The following is an 18,170-nucleotide window of genomic DNA, read 5'->3' as shown; positions in this document are numbered from 1 at the left end:
TTTATTTATTTCGCTAATTCCAGTGCTTCCAGTTTACGTTTCATAATCATTTGCACTTGAACAGATTGCATTTTATTCTCGATCTGTAAAGCCTCCATGTACCCTTGGTTATAAGCTTCTTTTGCCTTATCAAAATCTTTCAATGCCTTATACGTATCCCCCAACATCGTCACAAAATTAATCCTGTCGATCAATCCGGTTCCCTCGTATTGCATAGCTTTCACCAACCAATCCTTCACTTGTCCTAATTGTTCGTTGTTCAATTTTCCCTTACTCATGACATACATATTTTGAGCAATCTCACCATAATCATTCGCTCCCACCTGATCACCCAAAGCCGCCAAATACTTATTCATTAATTGAACATAAGACTCCGCATCTTTCTTGTAAGACAATAAATACATTCCATCATAATAATATTTGAATTTCTCATAAGGAGTCAACGTTCCCGTCGGCATAATAGCGTAAGCCGCTTCCAGATCACCATTGATTCTCTCCAAATATTTCTTGTATTCATTCTTACCCGCTTTTGCCAATTGCTCGATAACAGCATTATTATACTCGACCATCAAGATACCCGGAGCTTCTCCCAATTTACTCATGTACGTTTCCAGATTTTTGGCAATAAACTCCATCACCGCATCATCTTTCACGTTCTTTTTATTAAACTTATTCGCGATTTGGAAATCCTCTTTATTAATAAAATCCGGTCCCATTTTTGCCTTCACATACTCGGCATATAATTTATCAATACGCACAATCCATTTTTGTGCTTCCATTCCCTGCAAACCACCCACATAATCCGGAGCCTGTTTCAATACCAACTGCATATCAGCCAAATCTTTTTTCGATTTAGCACGGTCATACAATTTCTCGAAACTTAATTGTTCTCCGCTAGCCACTTTGGCTGCATTCAAAAAATCATCCTTTTCCCGAGCTCCAGCCAAACGGGATGCCACGTTTCCATCCGCTTTAAAAAATATCAATGTCGGTAATACCGTTACATTAAATTTCTCGGCAGTTTCTTTCTGCCATCCGGCTGCCTCGACATTGATTTGCATACACACGAACTTTTCATTCATGTATTTTTCCACTTCTTCGTCCGTGAACACCTTCTCTGCCATTTGTTTACATGGTCCGCACCATGTTGCAAAAAAATCCACAAATACGAGTTTATTCTCTTGTTTTGCTTTCACTAATGCTTCCTCGAAGGTTCCCTCGAAGAACTTAATCCCTTGGCTATAGCCTGATACGCTCCACCCCATGAACAGGGTGAAGCATATCATTGTAAAATATTTTCTCATTATATTCATTTCAAAATAAACGTAAACACATCCGGCAAAATCGCAGAATAATCTTCATTACTTACCTTTAAGGTAACAATATAGCGTCCCTTGGGAGCCTCTGTCCTTAACGGGAATTGCATACGTCCACTACCACGTACAACAATTTCTTTTGCGAATATATCCGCATCACCTCCATCAATCGCTCGTACACTTACAAACTCATAAGACAACGGCTCTGTTCCCAACATTCCGCTAATCGTATTCGTTACCCATGGAGCATCGTTATCCACTTTATTTTGACTTACCTTGCTTAAATCAGTCTCAACGACCAATGAATCCGGATAATATTCTGCATTATCGGCTTTCAAATACCCAATCTTCACATCATGACATGCACTAAAAGCCAAAACCATCACAAATAGAAATAATATTGTCTGTTTCATCTTGTTCCGTTTTTACATTTCATTATAATTGTCCCCAAGTGAATCCATAAGCCAAAGAATGAACAATCCCATTGGTCGGTTCTATGTCTGTTGATGCAACATCTATGCTTGTGGACATATTCATTCCACCTTTTATATACAAGACCACTGCTCCCGCCTCCGGAACTTTTTCGTACGGTTCCCGGAATGAAAACACCCGGAATGTAGAACCAAAAGCAGAAGTGAAAATGACTCCTGATGCATCATCATCACTCGTCCCTCTCGGAATATCTTTTACTTCATATTTCCCTTTCACGACATGCCGCAAAATCAATTCTTTACAATATTCGACACCTTTTGCCTCCACATATGCTTTTACACTCTTATAAATCGGTTCTTGCACCCAAGTCTCCGTATTCAGTTGGGTTTCCTCGAACATCTTCCGACGGATAGAGTGGTTTGTCGGACCAAAAAATGTAATTTCTTCATATCCGGCTTTCTCTCCTGTAAAATACTCTTTCGTTCCTGTATACTCGATCATTAACAATAATGAATCCCAGTTATAAGAATCCGAATGAAAATATTCATACATATTCCCCGGATACTTTTTCCGGGCTATACCCGTATCAATCTGGTTATACTTTGTACATCCGATAAAAACGGATAATAACAATCCTAATAATATAATCTGTTTCATATCTTATTCCTTTATTTTCTCATATACGGGGCCCAATACACATTCTGCCTTAATAATCCGTTCATTTTAAATGCACTCTCGTGAATCGGGAAAAATAATGCACCATTTTTCACATCAGTCAATGTCAACGTCTTCAACGCTCCCGGTAAATAAGTGTTAATATACTCCATCCCGTTACGTACGGCATCATAAAAACGATGCCCTTCCATTAATAACTCACGCTCTCGTTCGTGGAAAATAGCATATTTCAAACCTTTTTCATCACCACCGCTATTAGGATAAGACTTCACATTATTAATTTCTCGAATCTCGTTCAAATCCGCTTGCGCCAAACCCTCTTCTCCTAATTTGACATAACACTCGGCTCGTAGCAAATATATGTCTGATAAACGCCAATAAGAATAATTTGATTTGATTGCTATTAATTGCATCGTACCCGGATTATAAGGATCAGCTTCATACACGCCCTCGCGCCATTTAAAGGGGTAAGCGACACCCCCGGTAAGTTCAGTAATTTCTTTCCGAACACTATCCTGCAAATGCTTCATAACTACCTCTGTCATATCAGTAAACATAAACTGAACTGAATCGGTACTATAGTAACTATACCTATGAAAATAAGCATCCCGTCTCAAATCCAGCGTATCATACAACGTTCTGATTGTACTATAAGAAATTTTGCTTGACTTATACTGTTGGTCCCCCGCTTTCGTTGAAGGATTAACCGGATATCCTATAAATTCTTTCCCGATCAAATACGTCGAAAGAATGATTTCCGCCGACATATCCAATGAAAATTCAAATATTGACTCCGGATTATTTGCCTGATAATCAGAAAAATATTTACACAATTCTTCAGGATCACGTACTAAACTATAATTTCCGGCATCTCCTTTTATCAAATAATTGGCATATTCTACTGATTTTTTATAACATTCATTCGAATTTCCATCAAGTCCCATCAAATCAATCATACTTCCTTTCCAAGCATAAGCATGAGCTAACAAAGCACAAGCAGAACCTTTACTACCGAATTGTTTCGAAGTTATAGGCGTTCCCGTGCGATCAACCAAATCAGCTTGAACCGGCAACATCTTATACGCTCTCTCCGCATTGGCAATCACGGTATCCAAAACCTCAAGCAAAGGTCTTTTCCCGTATACTTCAGATGAAGAACTATTCCGTGTAATAGGGACCTCTCCCCAACGACGTCCTAGGAAGAAATACCCTAAAGCCTTACCGAAATACGCTTGGGCTCTATAATAATTCATACGCTCGGGTGATACATTCGCTTCTGCTTTATACATATTATCCAATAGTACATTCGCCATATACACAACCCAATAAGTCTGATCCCAAAGCGTACATACTTCACCTTGTCCCTTCATACCTACCATCGTAGACGGATCCCAGAAATGCTCCTGTGTCCAATTCGATTCTGAGATAAAACCAGCTCGTTCTTGCACATTCTGCTCTAACAATCGGCCATGTATAAAACTTTGAAGTTGATATAACGAAATTTCCAGATCCTGCTCCGTTTTATAATAATTATCAAAACTGACTAATGTTTCGGGTTCCACATCCAACAAACTGTCACATGCTGAAAAAAGCCCTATCAATAAAACATAAAGAATTTTCTTCATAATTAAAATTTAAGCGTTAATCCCAATGTTAATTTCGTTGCTGACGGATAATTCTCCATTTGATCCAAACCTTGCATCGGATCAACATTTTCCGGGTCTAATCCTGAATAATTCGTCCACAAGAAAAGATTCTCTCCCGTGAAAAACACTCTTAATCCTTGCAAATACAACTTCTTGGCCCATGCAGAAGGAAGATTATAACCTAAAGTCAATTGTTTCAACCGAAGAAAATTCACCTTTTCAATATTAGAATCTAACAACCCATCAAACTGTCCTTGATGATAATAATTAATTGCAGAAATAATAGGATAATCGGAATTATCCCCCGGCTGTTGCCAGAAGGTCACGTTACGATAATCCTCGAACACAGCCGAACCAATATTCATAGGATTAAAGTTCAAAGATGCTTTTCTGAACATATTAATCATCTTTCGTCCCAAAGAATAGTTGAATAAAATATTCAAATCAAATCCTTTCCATTTAATTTCACTCGCGATACCACCATGAGCCAATGGCAAAGTCGAACCGGCGAAATATCTATCCTCATCAGTAATATTCCCATCTCCGTTCAAATCAGCGATCACATTCATCCCTAAACGGGTTGGTTGCGCCATACCACCACTACCTAATGCCTTGTAATTTCCTTGTTGATCCCAATATTTAGGAATATCACTATCACTTTGAGCGTACCCTAAATTTTTGTATACCAGCAACTCATTAGCAGAACGCCCTATAACATATTTACTGTCGACATCCATACCCGCGTAAGTTTTTTCCAAACGATTCCAATTGCGGGAAATATTAAATCGTGCACGCCATTTAACCTCGGTTTCTCTCAAAACATCAAATTGGGCTTCCAATTCTATACCTTCATTTGAAATTTCCAACGCATTATCCCACATCTTTGAATGGAAATAAACCGTCCCGGGAAGATTTATCTGCCACAACAATGATTTCGTGTATTTATAATAATAATCCAACTTCATTTTCACTCGATAATCAAACAAATCTACGTCCAATCCCAAATCATATTGATCGGATTTTTCCCATGTCAGATTTCTATTTTCCATTTGGGCTGGCACCAATCCTGTCACTCCCAAAAAATTACTGCCGACATCAATCGCACCCTGTGCTAAATAAGGATCCAAGAAAGTTTGTCCTGACTGTCCCCACGAAGCACGCACTTTTCCGTGGCTTAACCACCAAAAATTCTTCATAAATACTTCATCTGAAAAATTCCATCCTACTGCAATAGACGGGAAAGTCGCCCAACGCACATCTTTACCGAAAACAGAAGATCCATCCCGACGAAGCGTAAACTCCATTAAATACTTTCTATCAAAATTATAAGCCAAACGCCCGAAAAGGCTAACCATTTTTTTCTCCTTGAAACTTGAAATAAATGATTTCATTGCAGTTGTAGTCCCATTCAGATCTTTCAAATCCGGCATACCATCCACAACATAATGTATATAATCACTAGGAGCTCCTTTACCAGAACCATTCAAACCATTGGATGCTTCTCTCGTGTAAGAAAAACCAAAAAGCCAATCAAAATTATGCCGTTCTTTTAAACTGAAATTGTAATGTAACAATTCTTCTGTCTGCATTAACACGGAACCGGACATTTGACCGTATGACTTACTCAACCCGTAACTTGCATCCAAAGAACTGGGTTCAAAACGATTAAGCTGTGATTGAGAATAATCCACTGCAAGTGAAGCCGAAACATCTAAACCTTCAATAATTTTATACGCTAACCGAGTATTAGCTCGAATATTAAAATTATATTTCTTCTCAGACACTTCATTGATCGTAGTAAATATTTGTTCGTAAGCAGATCCACTATTAGGGAATAACGTCGACGTTCCTTTGGGATTAACTGTCATATAAGAAATATTTCTCGCTCCTAACCCCCCAGAAGCCATACTCATATCCGAATATGATAGAGATAAACGCATATCCAAACTCAAATTTTTCCGAGGGGTCAAATTCAAATTTGAAATCAAATTGGCGCGTGAAAATTCAGAACCGACATTAATACCTTCCTCGTTATACCAACCGGCACCAACCATATATTTAACACGTTCCGTTCCTCCGGATGCCTGAATATTAGCATTCAAAGTTTTACCTGTATGGAACACGTATTTCCACCAGTTTGTTGAGTTATTATAGAAAGGATTCAAACTATCTTGCAACAAACGCTCTAAAGGAATCTTATTATAATCACTAACCACTCCATTTCTCCAAAAATAATCGTATTGCCCGCTCGTTCTAAAAGCTTCTTCCGGGGAAGTCGGCCAAGTAACATTATTCGTCACACGGTCAGTCATTCCTACTGCCATATTCCGTGCGGCATATAACCACCATTTACGTTCCCCGTTTCCTTGTATTTGCATGGGAGTCTCCGGCAGATAAGTCCATGAATAAGAAGCATTTGCCTGAAAGGTTGCTTGACCCATTTTACCGTGCTTTGTCGTAATCAAAATCACTCCATTACTTGCACGTGAACCATAAATGGCAGCAGAAGCAGCATCTTTCAAAACTTCAACGGATTCTATCGTCATCGGATCGATTTCAGCCAATGTATTCGTTCCGGTTAACGGGGAAGTGAATGATTGAATAGGCACACCGTCTACAACATATAACGGAGTATTCTCACTGATTCCATCAACCATCAATGTATTATAACCGCGAATTGCAACACGAGTACCTCCTCCACCGGGGGCTCCGGACACGTTATTCACTTCCACTCCCGCCATATGCCCTTGCAACAGATTCTCCAAACTAGCTGAAGGTACCTCTTCCAAATCCTTAGCTTTTATTGAAGACACGGAACTGATCAATTCCTTCTTATTCCGCTCTCCATAAGCGATCACAGTTACCTCATCCAAATCCGATGCTTCCTCTTTCATGGTAATAATCAACTCATCTCCCGCCTTAAACTTTTTCTTTTCTTGCTTAAAACCAACAAAAGTAAAAATCAACTGTCCGGATTCCACTGGTAAAGAAAGCGTGAACTCCCCTTTTGCATCCGTGGCACACCCCACGGTAGTGCTATCCAAACGTATAGTAACTCCCGGCAGGGGTTGTTTTTTCTCGTCAATCACCTTACCTTTCACGATGAACTTCTTTACCTCTTTTTTCTCGTCGTCTTTCGCAACAGCCGGCTTCACGATGATCACGTTTCCCTCGTACAAGAAGTTCAACCCGGAAAATACCCGTTTCAATAAAACATCCAACTCCTCGTCGTTTGCCGAAACGGTAATGTTACTGAAAGAAACCAGATCTGCATCATTATACACGAAATACAGATTCGTTTTCTTCTGAATCTCTTTAAAAAGCTCCATCGCACCAACATTCTTCATTTCCAGCGTCACCCTCTGTTGTTGCGAGAAGGTGTTAGCGGAAATTGTCATGCAGGTCATTGTCAATAAAATAACTAATAATTTCATGATTCGTAATAGACCATTTTTCTTTTTACCATAGAAATAGTAAAAACTTTGTTTTTTTTTCATACATTTGATTTTGAAATTAAAAACTACTCGGGCAATCATTGTCGCATTTGCTTGCCCACATTTATTTCACTCCGGATAAGTGGCGCTTGTCCGGATTCTTTTATTTACGCACTACTATCACTTTACCTTTAATTTCGAAATGAACATGAGAGGTTTTCTCTATCAAACCCAACAACTTCTCGATCTCCCCGTAGCGGGGCAAATAACCGCTAAACCGCTCGTTACGCACTTCGTCATTCATAAAAAATACATTTATATCATACCACAAGGCAAGCTCATCCAAGATTTCGCTTATACTCTTGTTTTCGAAAAAATAGTTCCCAAGATGCCACGCCACGTAAGGCATAACATCCACCTCCTGAACGGCAACCCGCCCGGAAAGCTTGTTAAACACCGCCTGTTGACTCGGTTCAAGCATCACCTCCGGTTTTCCTTTCGGCTTCACGGACACTGAACCTTCTACCAAAGTAGTATGCATCCGATCCATCCTTCGGGTATTGATATTGAACTTCGTACCGTACACCTTCACCTCCATGCCGTCAATCTCCACGATAAAAGGCTTGCCCGTATCTTTCGCCACCTCGAAATAAGCCTCTCCCTCCAAACGTACCCGACGCTCCCCCTTGATAAATTTCACGGGATAGCGAATCTCGGTGGCTGCATTCACCCACACTTTTGTTCCGTCCGACAACATCAAAGTGTACTCGCCCCCCTTCGGTGTAATCAACCGATTCTGAACTTCCACTTCCCGGTCTTTTTGCAAGGAATCCACGTACACCAAAGCCTGATCACTCGTGCGCATACTCATTCCGTCCTCCTGTCCCAACAACACACGAGAAGTATCCAATGCCACCACCTTACCGTCATTCAACACCAATGTCGCCTTTCTCGTCCCATGCACGATCTGTCCGATCCCGTAATCCTCCGCGTCAACAGCGGGCTTTTGTTCCCAAAAGAAGAACAAAACTATCGTCAAAGGTAACACCAACATTGCTGCGTATCCCGCAACCTTTATCCACATCCGGTGCACTCGTTTACGATAAGCAGTATTCAGTCTGGCTTCAAAATCCTTTTTAAAATCCTCCCTCGTATCTTTTTCCAAACGGTATCCCTCGCGAATGGCAACGAAACGCTTCATATCCTCGTACACGGCACGATGCTTTTCTGACTCGTCCAACCACACCCGCAAAGCCTTCTCCTCCTCTTCATTCAATGAAGAAGTCAAACTCCGCTTTATCAATAACCAATCTATTTTCATCTTAATCTCACTCAAATTCACACCTAAAACACGGAACACCCGAAAATGTTTACACGAAAAATGATTTTTTTTTACTCCTTAGGCAAAAAAAATAACACATCAGAATAATAAGCTAAAAATCAATTTACCACAAATGCCAACATCATCATAAACCATTTCACACCGATTATCTGGCGCAAAGGTACCTGTAGATTCAATCGACAATACCCTCGACAGTATTAAATAAGATACTTTTCTGTTAAAACGTGGGCGAACTGTGGGCGAACATCAGGCGATGAGTAGGCGAACCCGCCCAAAAGTCACTCAAAAGGCTATCTACCGCCACTCAATGGTAGAAAAGTTGCCTAGTAAGCAATCCTTACCCGGGAGTTTCCCGGGGCAAATTATGAACCGGATACCTTTAGTTCTATTTTTCCCCTTCCCTGTCCTATCTTTATTCTTATTATGCTTACAACAACTTCTTCAATTCATCCATATCCGGCAAAGCTTTTCTTAATTCATCCGGCATATCATTAGCAGTCTTGTAGGTTGCAACTCCCAATGGTTTGTTAAAATCACGAACAGCATACTCGACAAAATTACGATCAACACCCTTACAAAGAATTATGCCAATAGACGGATTCTCATGAGGTTTTCGCACATAGTCATCTAAAGCCTGCAAATATAAATGCAATTGTCCTAAATGTATGGGACGAAATTCCGAGTACTTTAACTCCAGCGCAACAAGTGAATTGAGCTCTCTATTAAAAAATAACAAATCAATAAATACATCATGACCGCAAACTTCTATGTGATATTGATTTCCAATAAAACTAAAGTCTTGTCCAAAGGTCATTATAAATTTTTTTATATTCTGCACGATAGCATTTTCAACTATTCTTTCATCAATATCTTCTTTATCCCTTTCATCCAAATTTTCCACGTTGATAAAGTCGAGTAAATATTCATCTTTAAACATACTGATCGCTTTCACAGATTGTTGAACATCGGGTATCGTGTTTACAAAATTGTTTGGCATCGCCCCTTGATGCCGATAATCATTCGCTTCGAGATGAACACGTAATGTATATTTATTCCAACAGTTAACCACTGTTTGATGAATATAAAAAGCACGTTCCTCTATAGTACTCGTTTTATGAATAATCTCCATGTGGTGCGTGAAACTGATACTAAAGAATTCCTCCATGTTTAGATTGCTCGCCAGTGGCGAGCAATCTATCATCAGTAGAGTATTACTATCTATTTCAATGGGATTTAATATTTTATCTTCAAGATTTGCAAATTTACTCGCCAGTGGCGAGCATTTTAAGACAGAACTCCATTCCTCATAAAATTGCCTCATTTTCCGTATATGTTGGGCAGAAAATCCACGCAACCCCGGTAATTCCTTTTGCAATCGTTGGCTAATAGCTTCAATAGCTCCTGTTCCCCAAAATTTATCACGAGAATTAAGTGATACATATTTCCCGATCCCCCAATAAAGTCCCAACTGTTCTTTGTTTACCAACTTAGCGGCCTGATATTGACTACGAAGTATAGCTGTCTTTATAATTTGTACTGCCGCATTATAAACTGTTTCTAATTTATGATTTTCTTCCATATCCTCATGGATTAATTTTTACCGCTCACATCCGAAACATCTCTTTGCTATCTAAAATAGACGTTACACAATTCAATATTACAGGAGGCTTTTCAATTATCGCATAAATATAGTAAATCATATTCTGGATTTGGGATATTTTATACATTAAAATTTTTAAGAAAATTCCTAAATACAGACTCGCATGTAGATTTCCATACCTCTTTTAATTACGTTTCAAAAGTAAAACAATCGAAACATTTTGTATGTTAGTCAATTACTCCCATCCACTTTGAATTAGAACAATATTATTCTATATACAAAACAAAAATGACTATTTTTTATTTTGCATATAGAATAAAAATATACTGAAAACAGTTATAGCCGAAAAACTATTGATTATCACGCGGGATACAGAACAAGTGTTGGAAATGAACGGTAAAACAATCGAGGTCATTCCCGCATGAAAATGGCTGTTAAGCCTGTAAAAGCAAGCACGATTGACTCATCACGAAAAGGAGCAGGATGAAATCGTAATTCGAGAAACTTTCTTTTATTTTCTCCATTCCCCGGTGCAATTGTACCTTCACCGTATTTTCATTCATAGACAATTGCTCCGCGATATCACTGTATTTATAGCCATGCACAAACCGCAAAAGACACACTTCCCGACACCTGTCCGGCAATTCATCCATCACTTGCCGGATCTTCTCCAGCACCTCTTCCTCGTCGATCGTGTCAACATTATCGGAATACACTGCCGCCTCCGCGTACAATGCCATATTCCGGTCTTCGACCTTGGCATCCCGCAGGTAATTGTAGCATCGGTTCCGCACGCTCGTGTAGAGATACGCTTTCAACGAGCCCCTGTAATTGGAAAAAACCGATTTCTCGTAAATCGTGATAAACACTTCCTGCACGATATCATTAGCCACATCTTTCCGGAAAACCATATTCAAAGCGAACGTAAACAACTTATCGAAATACCCATCAAACAATTCAGAATAGGCACTCCGGTCATTTCGTCTTAATCGCTCTATCAATATCTGTTCATCCAAAATATCACGTTTTTCTTGTATCCACGGTCAGCAAAAATATTCCTATTTTCGATTCGATAAAAATATTTCCCGCAATTTATTATCAAATTAACATTGCTACCACGAGTACACCGCACACAAACCTCGTCCCGTGTAAACCGGAAATCTCTAAATCACTAAATTATTAAACTGTTCCCAAAAACCGGGGAACGATTTGGTGACCACCCCGGCATCCCGAATGGTTAGCCCGGGATACTTCAACCCGGCAGGAGCAAATGCCATTGCCATACGGTGGTCTTGATACGTATCTATATCTAATGAAATCAACGCATTACGCACCTTATCCCAGCACAATTTCCCGTGTATCGGCACCTGCAATTTATATCCCAATTTACTTAACTCCCGCGTAACGGCATCCACCCGGTCACACTCCTTTATATATAAGGTTTCTATACCCCGCAAATGGAACGGGATACCCGATAAACAACAAGCTACAATCAGAGGAAGAGCCGTATCGGGCATTCCTGACAAATCCGCCTCGAAACGGGGCACTCGCGCATCATGGGTAGATAAACGAATCCCCCCGGTTACCCTTTCCGTGTGTACCCCTAACTGTTGCCATAACTCGACTTGACGCGCATCACCTTGCAAGTTATCATACTCCAACCCCGGAAGAAAGAGTTCCCCCTCTCCCGCGACAACCAGCAACTCGTAAAAAAAAGACGCCGCGCTCCAATCGGCACTTACCCGGAAAGCAGCAGGCATATATTTTCCCCCGGGAATGACTACCCGATTCCCCGCGATACACACCTCTGCCCCGAAGCGACGCATCATTTCCGCCGTCATGTGAATATAATCCGCAGAAACGACTTTCCCTTTCAAATCAATCACGAGTCCCCCTTCCACCAAAGGAGCGATCATCATCAACGCTGAAATATACTGGCTACTGACCGAGGCATCCAAGCAAATCTCTTTCCCCCTCAACACGGCATTCCCAATCCATAAAGGCGGAAAACCCTCTCTCCCCAAATATTCAATACTTGCCCCCAGTTCCCGCAAAGCCTCTACCAACACTTTTATCGGTCGCTGCTTCATTCGCCCCGAACCGGTTAATTCCCATACCCCGTCACGCGAGGCGAAATAAGCTGCCAAAAAGCGCATGGCAGTTCCCGCATGACCGACATCCACGAGTCCGCCCGTTCGGGACAAGGCTTCCATCAACACAAGGGTATCATCGCTATCGGACAGATTTTCAGGCAACACCCCGTCCGCCAACGCACTCAACACGAGAGCCCGGTTGGACACACTCTTGGATGCCGGTAAAATTACCGTACCTTTTATTTCTTTCCCTTCCCAAGCGATAACGTTATCCATGCTTATATCTGGTTTAATGCTTCCGTAATCTGTTCTTTCGTGCAGTAATTATTGATAGAAAACTGCCCGACATCTTCCAGAAGTGTAAAATTCACACCTTTACGATCGTTTTTCTTGTCATGCAACATCAATTCATACAATGTATCCGCGTGCTCCATAACCGGGTAAGTTGGATAATATCTCTTGATAAATTCCCGCACCCGGCGATACACTTCGCCCGGGAAACCTTTCTCGCGCACGGAAAGATACAACTCGGCTATTATTCCCAACGCGATAGCTTCCCCGTGTAACATATTTTCCCGCCGCATCATGGAACAACTCTCGATGGCATGCCCAATCGTGTGTCCGAAATTCAAGGCTTTACGTATCCCTTTCTCATTCGGATCCTGAGTCACGATATCATTCTTCACGGACACGGATTTTTTAATTAACTCAAGAAATTCTTCACGCTCGGGCACGTTCGTGTCACAAGCCAATAACCGCTCCAGATACTCCATGCCAGACAACAGCCCGTGTTTCAGCATCTCGGCATAACCGGATACCCGTTCCCGAACGGGTAACGTCTGTAATAACGAAACATCAATAACCACTCGTTCCGGCTCGCTGAATGTACCGATCTCGTTTTTCAACCCGTCAAGATTGAACCCGGTTTTCCCTCCTAATGAAGCATCCACTTGTGCCAGCAAAGTCGTGGGCACATAGATACAACGCATTCCCCGCTTGAACGTCGAAGCGGCGAAACCACCCATATCCGTCACCATACCCCCGCCCACGCATAATAATATAGAAGAACGACGAGCTCCCCGCTTGCTCAACATAGACCAGACACGGGCAACACTCACCAGTGACTTGTTTTCTTCACCGCAATCGACTACCGCCACGTTCAACGGCATCCAATTCACTTTCTCCAGTAACTTATCACAAAAACCGACCGTGTGCTTATCCGCCACGACAAATAATTGATCATGCCTGACACCTTGTAACAACTCGGCGAGGACAAGACTCGAATCCGTTGTAAATATAATACGCTCCATTTGTCCCATATTTCTGCACAAAATTACACTATTTCAACCGATACGGGGAATTAAAATTTAAAATTAATTGTTTTTCTCGCCATAAAAAAATAACTTTGGTCAAATTCATTAAAACTGATCGGCGCATGAACAATGACAATTCTACCCTGAACCGGGTGGCAATCACAATTGCTCCCAGATTAAACAATGCTTTATATTCTCCCCTATTCCAACAATGTGGCGGCATTACCGGTTTCTTTCAAGAGAGTGACAAAAATATAGAGTTGCTTTTCAAAGAGAACAACCTGACAAACATTCAACCGGAGCGTTCCCTGTGGCTGCAACAGGCAGAAGAGGAACTAAAGAACATGGAGAAACACCGTATTCAGCTCTGCGGAATAGAAGACACGAATTACCCCCGCCTGCTGAAACATTGCGCCGATGCCCCGCTGGTGCTTTTCTATAAAGGTACGCTGGAACCCGACGAAGCCAAGAATATCGCTATCGTGGGTACTCGCAAAGCCACCGATTTGGGCAAAGCCCGCGTGGAAAATATCCTCCAGCAATTGGCTGACATGGGATTCCGTCCCAATGTCATCAGCGGGCTGGCTTACGGTATTGACATTGCCGCGCATTCCGCCTGCCTCCGACACGGGCTTAGGGCACAAGCCGTGCTCGGTCACGGGCTACACATGATCTACCCGGCACCCCACAAAAATATAGCGGACAAAATTCTGGAACAAGGCGGAACACTACTTTCCGAATTTCCGACCTGTGCACCGATACATCCCACGAATTTCCTCCAACGGAATCGCATCGTGGCAGGTATGAGCGAAGCGATACTCGTGGCGGAATCTCCCGTGAAAGGGGGTGCTATGTCCACCGCGCGACAGGCATTATCGTACAGCCGGGATGCCCTCGCCTTCCCCGGTCGCCCGGAAGACACGAACTACACGGGATGCAATATGCTGATCAAACAAAATATCGCTGCCCTCGTGGAAAACGTCTCCGACATATTGAAAGCGTTGAATTGGGAACCGCTCCCGACAGCACCTTATCAAACATCACTCGATTTGTTCCCCGAATCAAGCGACGAAGACCTTATCAGACAAACTTTGACCGAAGCGGGAGAACAAAACATCGACCAGCTTCATCAACTCACCCGGATACCCGTCCACGATCTGGCCGTCTTGCTTTTGAAACTGGAATTAGAGGGTATAGTCACCCGGCTTCCCGGTAAATGTTATTCACTTATTTAACCCGTTTTGTTACAGATTCATAGCACGGGACGATAAATGATTTTAATTTTAAACTATTATAACGTTTGCGGGTACCAAAAAATAGTGCGAAAAATTTTTGGAATCATAAACAAAAGCATACCTTTGAACCGAATTTCACAATTCAAATTAAAAGATGTTTTTTTAAAGTTTTTACTTAAACAATATTCAAATGAAAGCAGAGATTAAAGAATTCATGGATGCCTTAAAGGCTAGAACTGTGGGTGAAACTGAATTCCACCAAGCAGTTGAAGAAGTAATCGAAACTGTTTGGGATACCTATCAGGCAAACCCGAAATACAAGGCTAACAAGATCCTTGAGAAAATGGTAGAACCTGAAAGAGTTATCATGTTCAGAGTGCCCTGGATTGATGACAAAGGTGAAGTACAAATCAACCGCGGTTACAGAGTACAATTCAATAGTGCTATCGGACCGTACAAGGGAGGTTTACGTTTCCACCCGTCAGTAACCCTTGGCGGATTGAAATTCTTAGGATTCGAGCAAACTTTCAAAAACTCTTTGACTACTCTTCCCATGGGTGGTGGTAAAGGAGGTTCTGACTTCAACCCGAAAGGAAAATCTGATAATGAAGTTATGCGTTTCTGCCAAAGCTTCATGACTGAACTTTGCAAACACATCGGTCCTGACACTGACGTACCTGCTGGTGATATCGGTGTAGGCGCTCGTGAAATCGGTTTCTTGTTCGGACAATACAAGAGAATCCGCAACGAGTTCGTTGGAGTATTAACCGGAAAGAACCGCGAATTCGGTGGTTCAAGAGTACGTCCGGAAGCTACCGGTTACGGTACCGTTTATTTCGCACAACACATGTTGGCAGAAAAAGGTGAGAAGATCGCCGGTAAAGTAGTTGCCCTTTCCGGTTTCGGTAACGTGGCTTGGGGTGCCGCTCAAAAATTAGTTCAATTAGGTGCTAAAGTTGTGACTATCTCTGGTCCTGACGGATACATCTATGACGAGAAAGGTTTAACTCAAGAGGGTGTAGACTATATGTTGGAATTGCGCGCTAGCAACAACGACGTTGTAGCTCCTTACGCTGAGAAATTCGGTGCTAAATTCTTCCCGAAAGCAAAACCGTGGGAAGTAAAATGCGACCTCGCGTTCCCTTGCGCTATCCAAAACGAGTTGAACGAAGACGATGCCAAGAAATTGGTTGCTAACGGTTGCCAAATGATCGTTGAGACTTCTAACATGGGATGTACCGCGGAAGCTGTTAGATACGCTAACGAGCACATCACGTTCGCTCCCGGTAAGGCAGCTAACGCTGGTGGTGTTGCTGTTTCCGGTCTTGAAATGAGCCAAAACTCAATGAGATATAGCTGGACTGCTGAAGAAGTAGACGCTAAATTGTCTCAAATCATGAAAGACATCCACGATACTTGCGTTAAGTTCGGTAAGAACGGAAACAAGATCGACTATGTTAAGGGTGCTAACATCGGTGGCTTCATCAAAGTTGCCGAGGCTATGTGCGCTCAAGGACACTGCTAATAATACAGTAAGTCTATATAAAGAATCCGCTCCAAATTCGGAGCGGATTTTTTATTACCAGAAATCAACGATATGAATAGTTTCCTGTACCTTTGTGCCGTAAAAAATTTAGGAAGATTTTCATCATGCGCGCTCAAGATAAATCACCACAAGGAACTGTTCGTATGGATATGTTGCACGGCAGCTTGCTGAACAAAATTCTATTGTTTGCACTGCCATTGGCAGCAAGTAGTATCCTGCAACAATTGTTCAACTCGGTGGATGTAGCTGTTGTCGGGAAGTTTGCCAGCAGTCAGGCTCTTGCAGCAGTGGGAAGCAACGCCTCGGTTATCAGCCTGATGATAAACCTGTTTGTCGGGATATCCGTTGGGGCAAGTGTCGTTATCGCGAACTATATCGGACAAAAAAATCAACGCGGTATCAAAAATGCCATACATACCGTTTCCGTGGTCACGCTAGCAAGTGGCGTACTATTACTCGCGGTCGGATTGCTCATCGCCCGACCTATTCTGGAAATGATGGACACCCCCGACGATGTAATCGACCTAGCCGTCCTATACCTCCGTATCTACTTTCTAGGGATGCCCTTCTTCATGATCTACAACTTCGGCGCTGCCATTCTTCGCAGTATGGGCGACACGAAACGCCCTCTCTATTGTCTTATCATTGCCGGACTCATCAACACGGCATTAAATTTATTATTAGTCATCGTCTTCAAAATGAGTGTCGCAGGGGTTGCCATAGGCACAGTCGTATCCAATATGTTTTGCGCCGGCATGATCATCTACATCCTTTTACACGAGAAAGAGCCTTTCCGTCTGGAAAGCAAACACATCAAAATATCCCGTCCCGAATTACGAAAAATGCTCCGGATTGGCGTCCCCGCGGGGGTACAGGGCATGGTATTCTCCATTGCCAATATCTTCATCCAAGCCGCCATCAACCGCTTCGGTTCAAATGCCATCGCCGGCTCTGCCGCAGCCCTCACCTATGAATATTACTGCTACTTCGTGGTCAGCGCATTCAGCCAAGCTACCGTCACCTTCATCAGTCAAAACTACGGGGCCAGACAAATCGAACGCTGCAAGAAAGTATTCCGCCAAACCATGTTACTAAGCGTTACCTCCTGCGCCCTCCTGAACGGCTTCTTTGTCTGGCAAAAAGAACTCGCTATCGGAATCTTCACCTCCAGTCCCGAAGTATTCCGATTTGCCACCCTTCGCATGGAAATCGTATTGCTAACCCAAAGCCTCGCCTGTTCCTACGAGATAGCAGGTGCGGCCCTCCGGGGACTGGGGTATTCCATGCTACCCGCCATACTCACGGTATTCGGCACCTGCGTGTTGCGTTTATTCTGGGTGTACGTCATCTGTCCTCTGTTTCCCACCTTCGAAGCCCTAATGATTATCTATCCCATCTCGTGGCTCGTCACGGGTGTAGCCGTATGCGTTGCTTATCGTATCATACAAAAGAAGTTGTTTATTCCCGAAAAAGCATACAATTTGCTAAATGGCAATAATTGAGTATCAGAGATACAAAGGCTACCTTTATTCCCATTC

At 42.2% G+C, this 18,170-nt stretch carries 13 protein-coding genes; 3 read left to right on the top strand and 10 right to left on the bottom strand.

Annotated elements, in window-relative coordinates:
• Positions 1–5 precede the first annotated feature (5 nt).
• From ACK8P8_RS13420 to aroB, 10 genes are all read right to left on the bottom strand, one after another.
• Positions 6–1,304, bottom strand: coding sequence for a thioredoxin family protein (locus ACK8P8_RS13420; protein WP_186974613.1), 1,299 nt, complete (start codon positions 1,302–1,304; stop codon positions 6–8).
• Between the two features lie 5 nt (positions 1,305–1,309).
• Positions 1,310–1,729, bottom strand: coding sequence for a hypothetical protein (locus ACK8P8_RS13415; protein ID WP_186974614.1), 420 nt, complete (start codon positions 1,727–1,729; stop codon positions 1,310–1,312).
• Positions 1,730–1,751: 22 nt separating this feature from the next.
• Positions 1,752–2,405, bottom strand: coding sequence for a fasciclin domain-containing protein (locus tag ACK8P8_RS13410; protein WP_186974615.1), 654 nt, complete (start codon positions 2,403–2,405; stop codon positions 1,752–1,754).
• A gap of 11 nt (positions 2,406–2,416) precedes the next feature.
• Positions 2,417–4,048 (bottom strand): RagB/SusD family nutrient uptake outer membrane protein, encoded by a 1,632-nt coding sequence (locus ACK8P8_RS13405; RefSeq protein ID WP_410025980.1) that lies wholly within the window; start codon positions 4,046–4,048, stop codon positions 2,417–2,419.
• Positions 4,049–4,050: 2 nt separating this feature from the next.
• Positions 4,051–7,566, bottom strand: a complete 3,516-nt coding sequence (locus ACK8P8_RS13400) for a SusC/RagA family TonB-linked outer membrane protein (RefSeq protein ID WP_410025979.1) — start codon at positions 7,564–7,566, stop codon at positions 4,051–4,053.
• A gap of 100 nt (positions 7,567–7,666) precedes the next feature.
• Positions 7,667–8,824: a FecR family protein gene (locus tag ACK8P8_RS13395; protein WP_410025978.1), complete on the bottom strand. Its 1,158-nt coding sequence runs from the start codon at positions 8,822–8,824 to the stop codon at positions 7,667–7,669.
• Positions 8,825–9,272: 448 nt separating this feature from the next.
• Positions 9,273–10,424, bottom strand: coding sequence for a PDDEXK nuclease domain-containing protein (locus ACK8P8_RS13390; RefSeq protein ID WP_410025977.1), 1,152 nt, complete (start codon positions 10,422–10,424; stop codon positions 9,273–9,275).
• A 455-nt stretch (positions 10,425–10,879) separates the two neighbouring features.
• On the bottom strand, positions 10,880–11,461 hold the full coding sequence (locus ACK8P8_RS13385) for an RNA polymerase sigma factor (protein ID WP_410025976.1): 582 nt from the start codon (positions 11,459–11,461) through the stop codon (positions 10,880–10,882).
• Between the two features lie 147 nt (positions 11,462–11,608).
• Positions 11,609–12,814, bottom strand: coding sequence for a 3-phosphoshikimate 1-carboxyvinyltransferase (locus ACK8P8_RS13380; RefSeq protein ID WP_410025975.1), 1,206 nt, complete (start codon positions 12,812–12,814; stop codon positions 11,609–11,611).
• Between the two features lie 2 nt (positions 12,815–12,816).
• Positions 12,817–13,848, bottom strand: a complete 1,032-nt coding sequence (gene aroB / locus ACK8P8_RS13375) for a 3-dehydroquinate synthase (RefSeq protein ID WP_410025974.1) — start codon at positions 13,846–13,848, stop codon at positions 12,817–12,819.
• A 125-nt stretch (positions 13,849–13,973) separates the two neighbouring features.
• Between aroB and dprA the strand changes: the two genes are divergently transcribed.
• The 3 genes from dprA (at position 13,974) to ACK8P8_RS13360 (ending at position 18,134) form a co-directional block, all read left to right on the top strand.
• Positions 13,974–15,086, top strand: coding sequence for a DNA-processing protein DprA (gene dprA / locus ACK8P8_RS13370; RefSeq protein ID WP_369859724.1), 1,113 nt, complete (start codon positions 13,974–13,976; stop codon positions 15,084–15,086).
• 190 nt (positions 15,087–15,276) lie between these two features.
• Positions 15,277–16,611: an NADP-specific glutamate dehydrogenase gene (gene gdhA, locus ACK8P8_RS13365; protein WP_186974625.1), complete on the top strand. Its 1,335-nt coding sequence runs from the start codon at positions 15,277–15,279 to the stop codon at positions 16,609–16,611.
• Between the two features lie 125 nt (positions 16,612–16,736).
• Positions 16,737–18,134, top strand: a complete 1,398-nt coding sequence (locus ACK8P8_RS13360) for an MATE family efflux transporter (protein WP_369859723.1) — start codon at positions 16,737–16,739, stop codon at positions 18,132–18,134.
• Positions 18,135–18,170 lie beyond the last annotated feature (36 nt).

This window comes from Butyricimonas muris (assembly GCF_046365375.1).
Lineage (GTDB): Bacteria > Bacteroidota > Bacteroidia > Bacteroidales > Marinifilaceae > Butyricimonas > Butyricimonas muris.
This window is presented reverse-complemented; position numbering and strand designations above follow the sequence as displayed.

Bases quoted from the DNA above. Each gene is read 5' to 3' on its own strand.
- ACK8P8_RS13400 (WP_410025979.1), bottom strand. From the start codon at position 7,566: ATGAAAAAAAAACAAAGTTTTTACTATTTCTATGGTAAAAAGAAAAAT.
- ACK8P8_RS13395 (WP_410025978.1), bottom strand. From the start codon at position 8,824: ATGAAAATAGATTGGTTATTGATAAAGCGGAGTTTGACTTCTTCATTG.
- ACK8P8_RS13390 (WP_410025977.1), bottom strand. From the start codon at position 10,424: ATGGAAGAAAATCATAAATTAGAAACAGTTTATAATGCGGCAGTACAA.
- ACK8P8_RS13380 (WP_410025975.1), bottom strand. From the start codon at position 12,814: ATGGATAACGTTATCGCTTGGGAAGGGAAAGAAATAAAAGGTACGGTA.
- ACK8P8_RS13360 (WP_369859723.1), top strand. From the start codon at position 16,737: ATGCGCGCTCAAGATAAATCACCACAAGGAACTGTTCGTATGGATATG.
- gdhA (WP_186974625.1), top strand. From the start codon at position 15,277: ATGAAAGCAGAGATTAAAGAATTCATGGATGCCTTAAAGGCTAGAACT.
- ACK8P8_RS13410 (WP_186974615.1), bottom strand. From the start codon at position 2,405: ATGAAACAGATTATATTATTAGGATTGTTATTATCCGTTTTTATCGGA.
- ACK8P8_RS13405 (WP_410025980.1), bottom strand. From the start codon at position 4,048: ATGAAGAAAATTCTTTATGTTTTATTGATAGGGCTTTTTTCAGCATGT.
- ACK8P8_RS13415 (WP_186974614.1), bottom strand. From the start codon at position 1,729: ATGAAACAGACAATATTATTTCTATTTGTGATGGTTTTGGCTTTTAGT.
- dprA (WP_369859724.1), top strand. From the start codon at position 13,974: ATGAACAATGACAATTCTACCCTGAACCGGGTGGCAATCACAATTGCT.
- aroB (WP_410025974.1), bottom strand. From the start codon at position 13,848: ATGGAGCGTATTATATTTACAACGGATTCGAGTCTTGTCCTCGCCGAG.
- ACK8P8_RS13420 (WP_186974613.1), bottom strand. From the start codon at position 1,304: ATGAGAAAATATTTTACAATGATATGCTTCACCCTGTTCATGGGGTGG.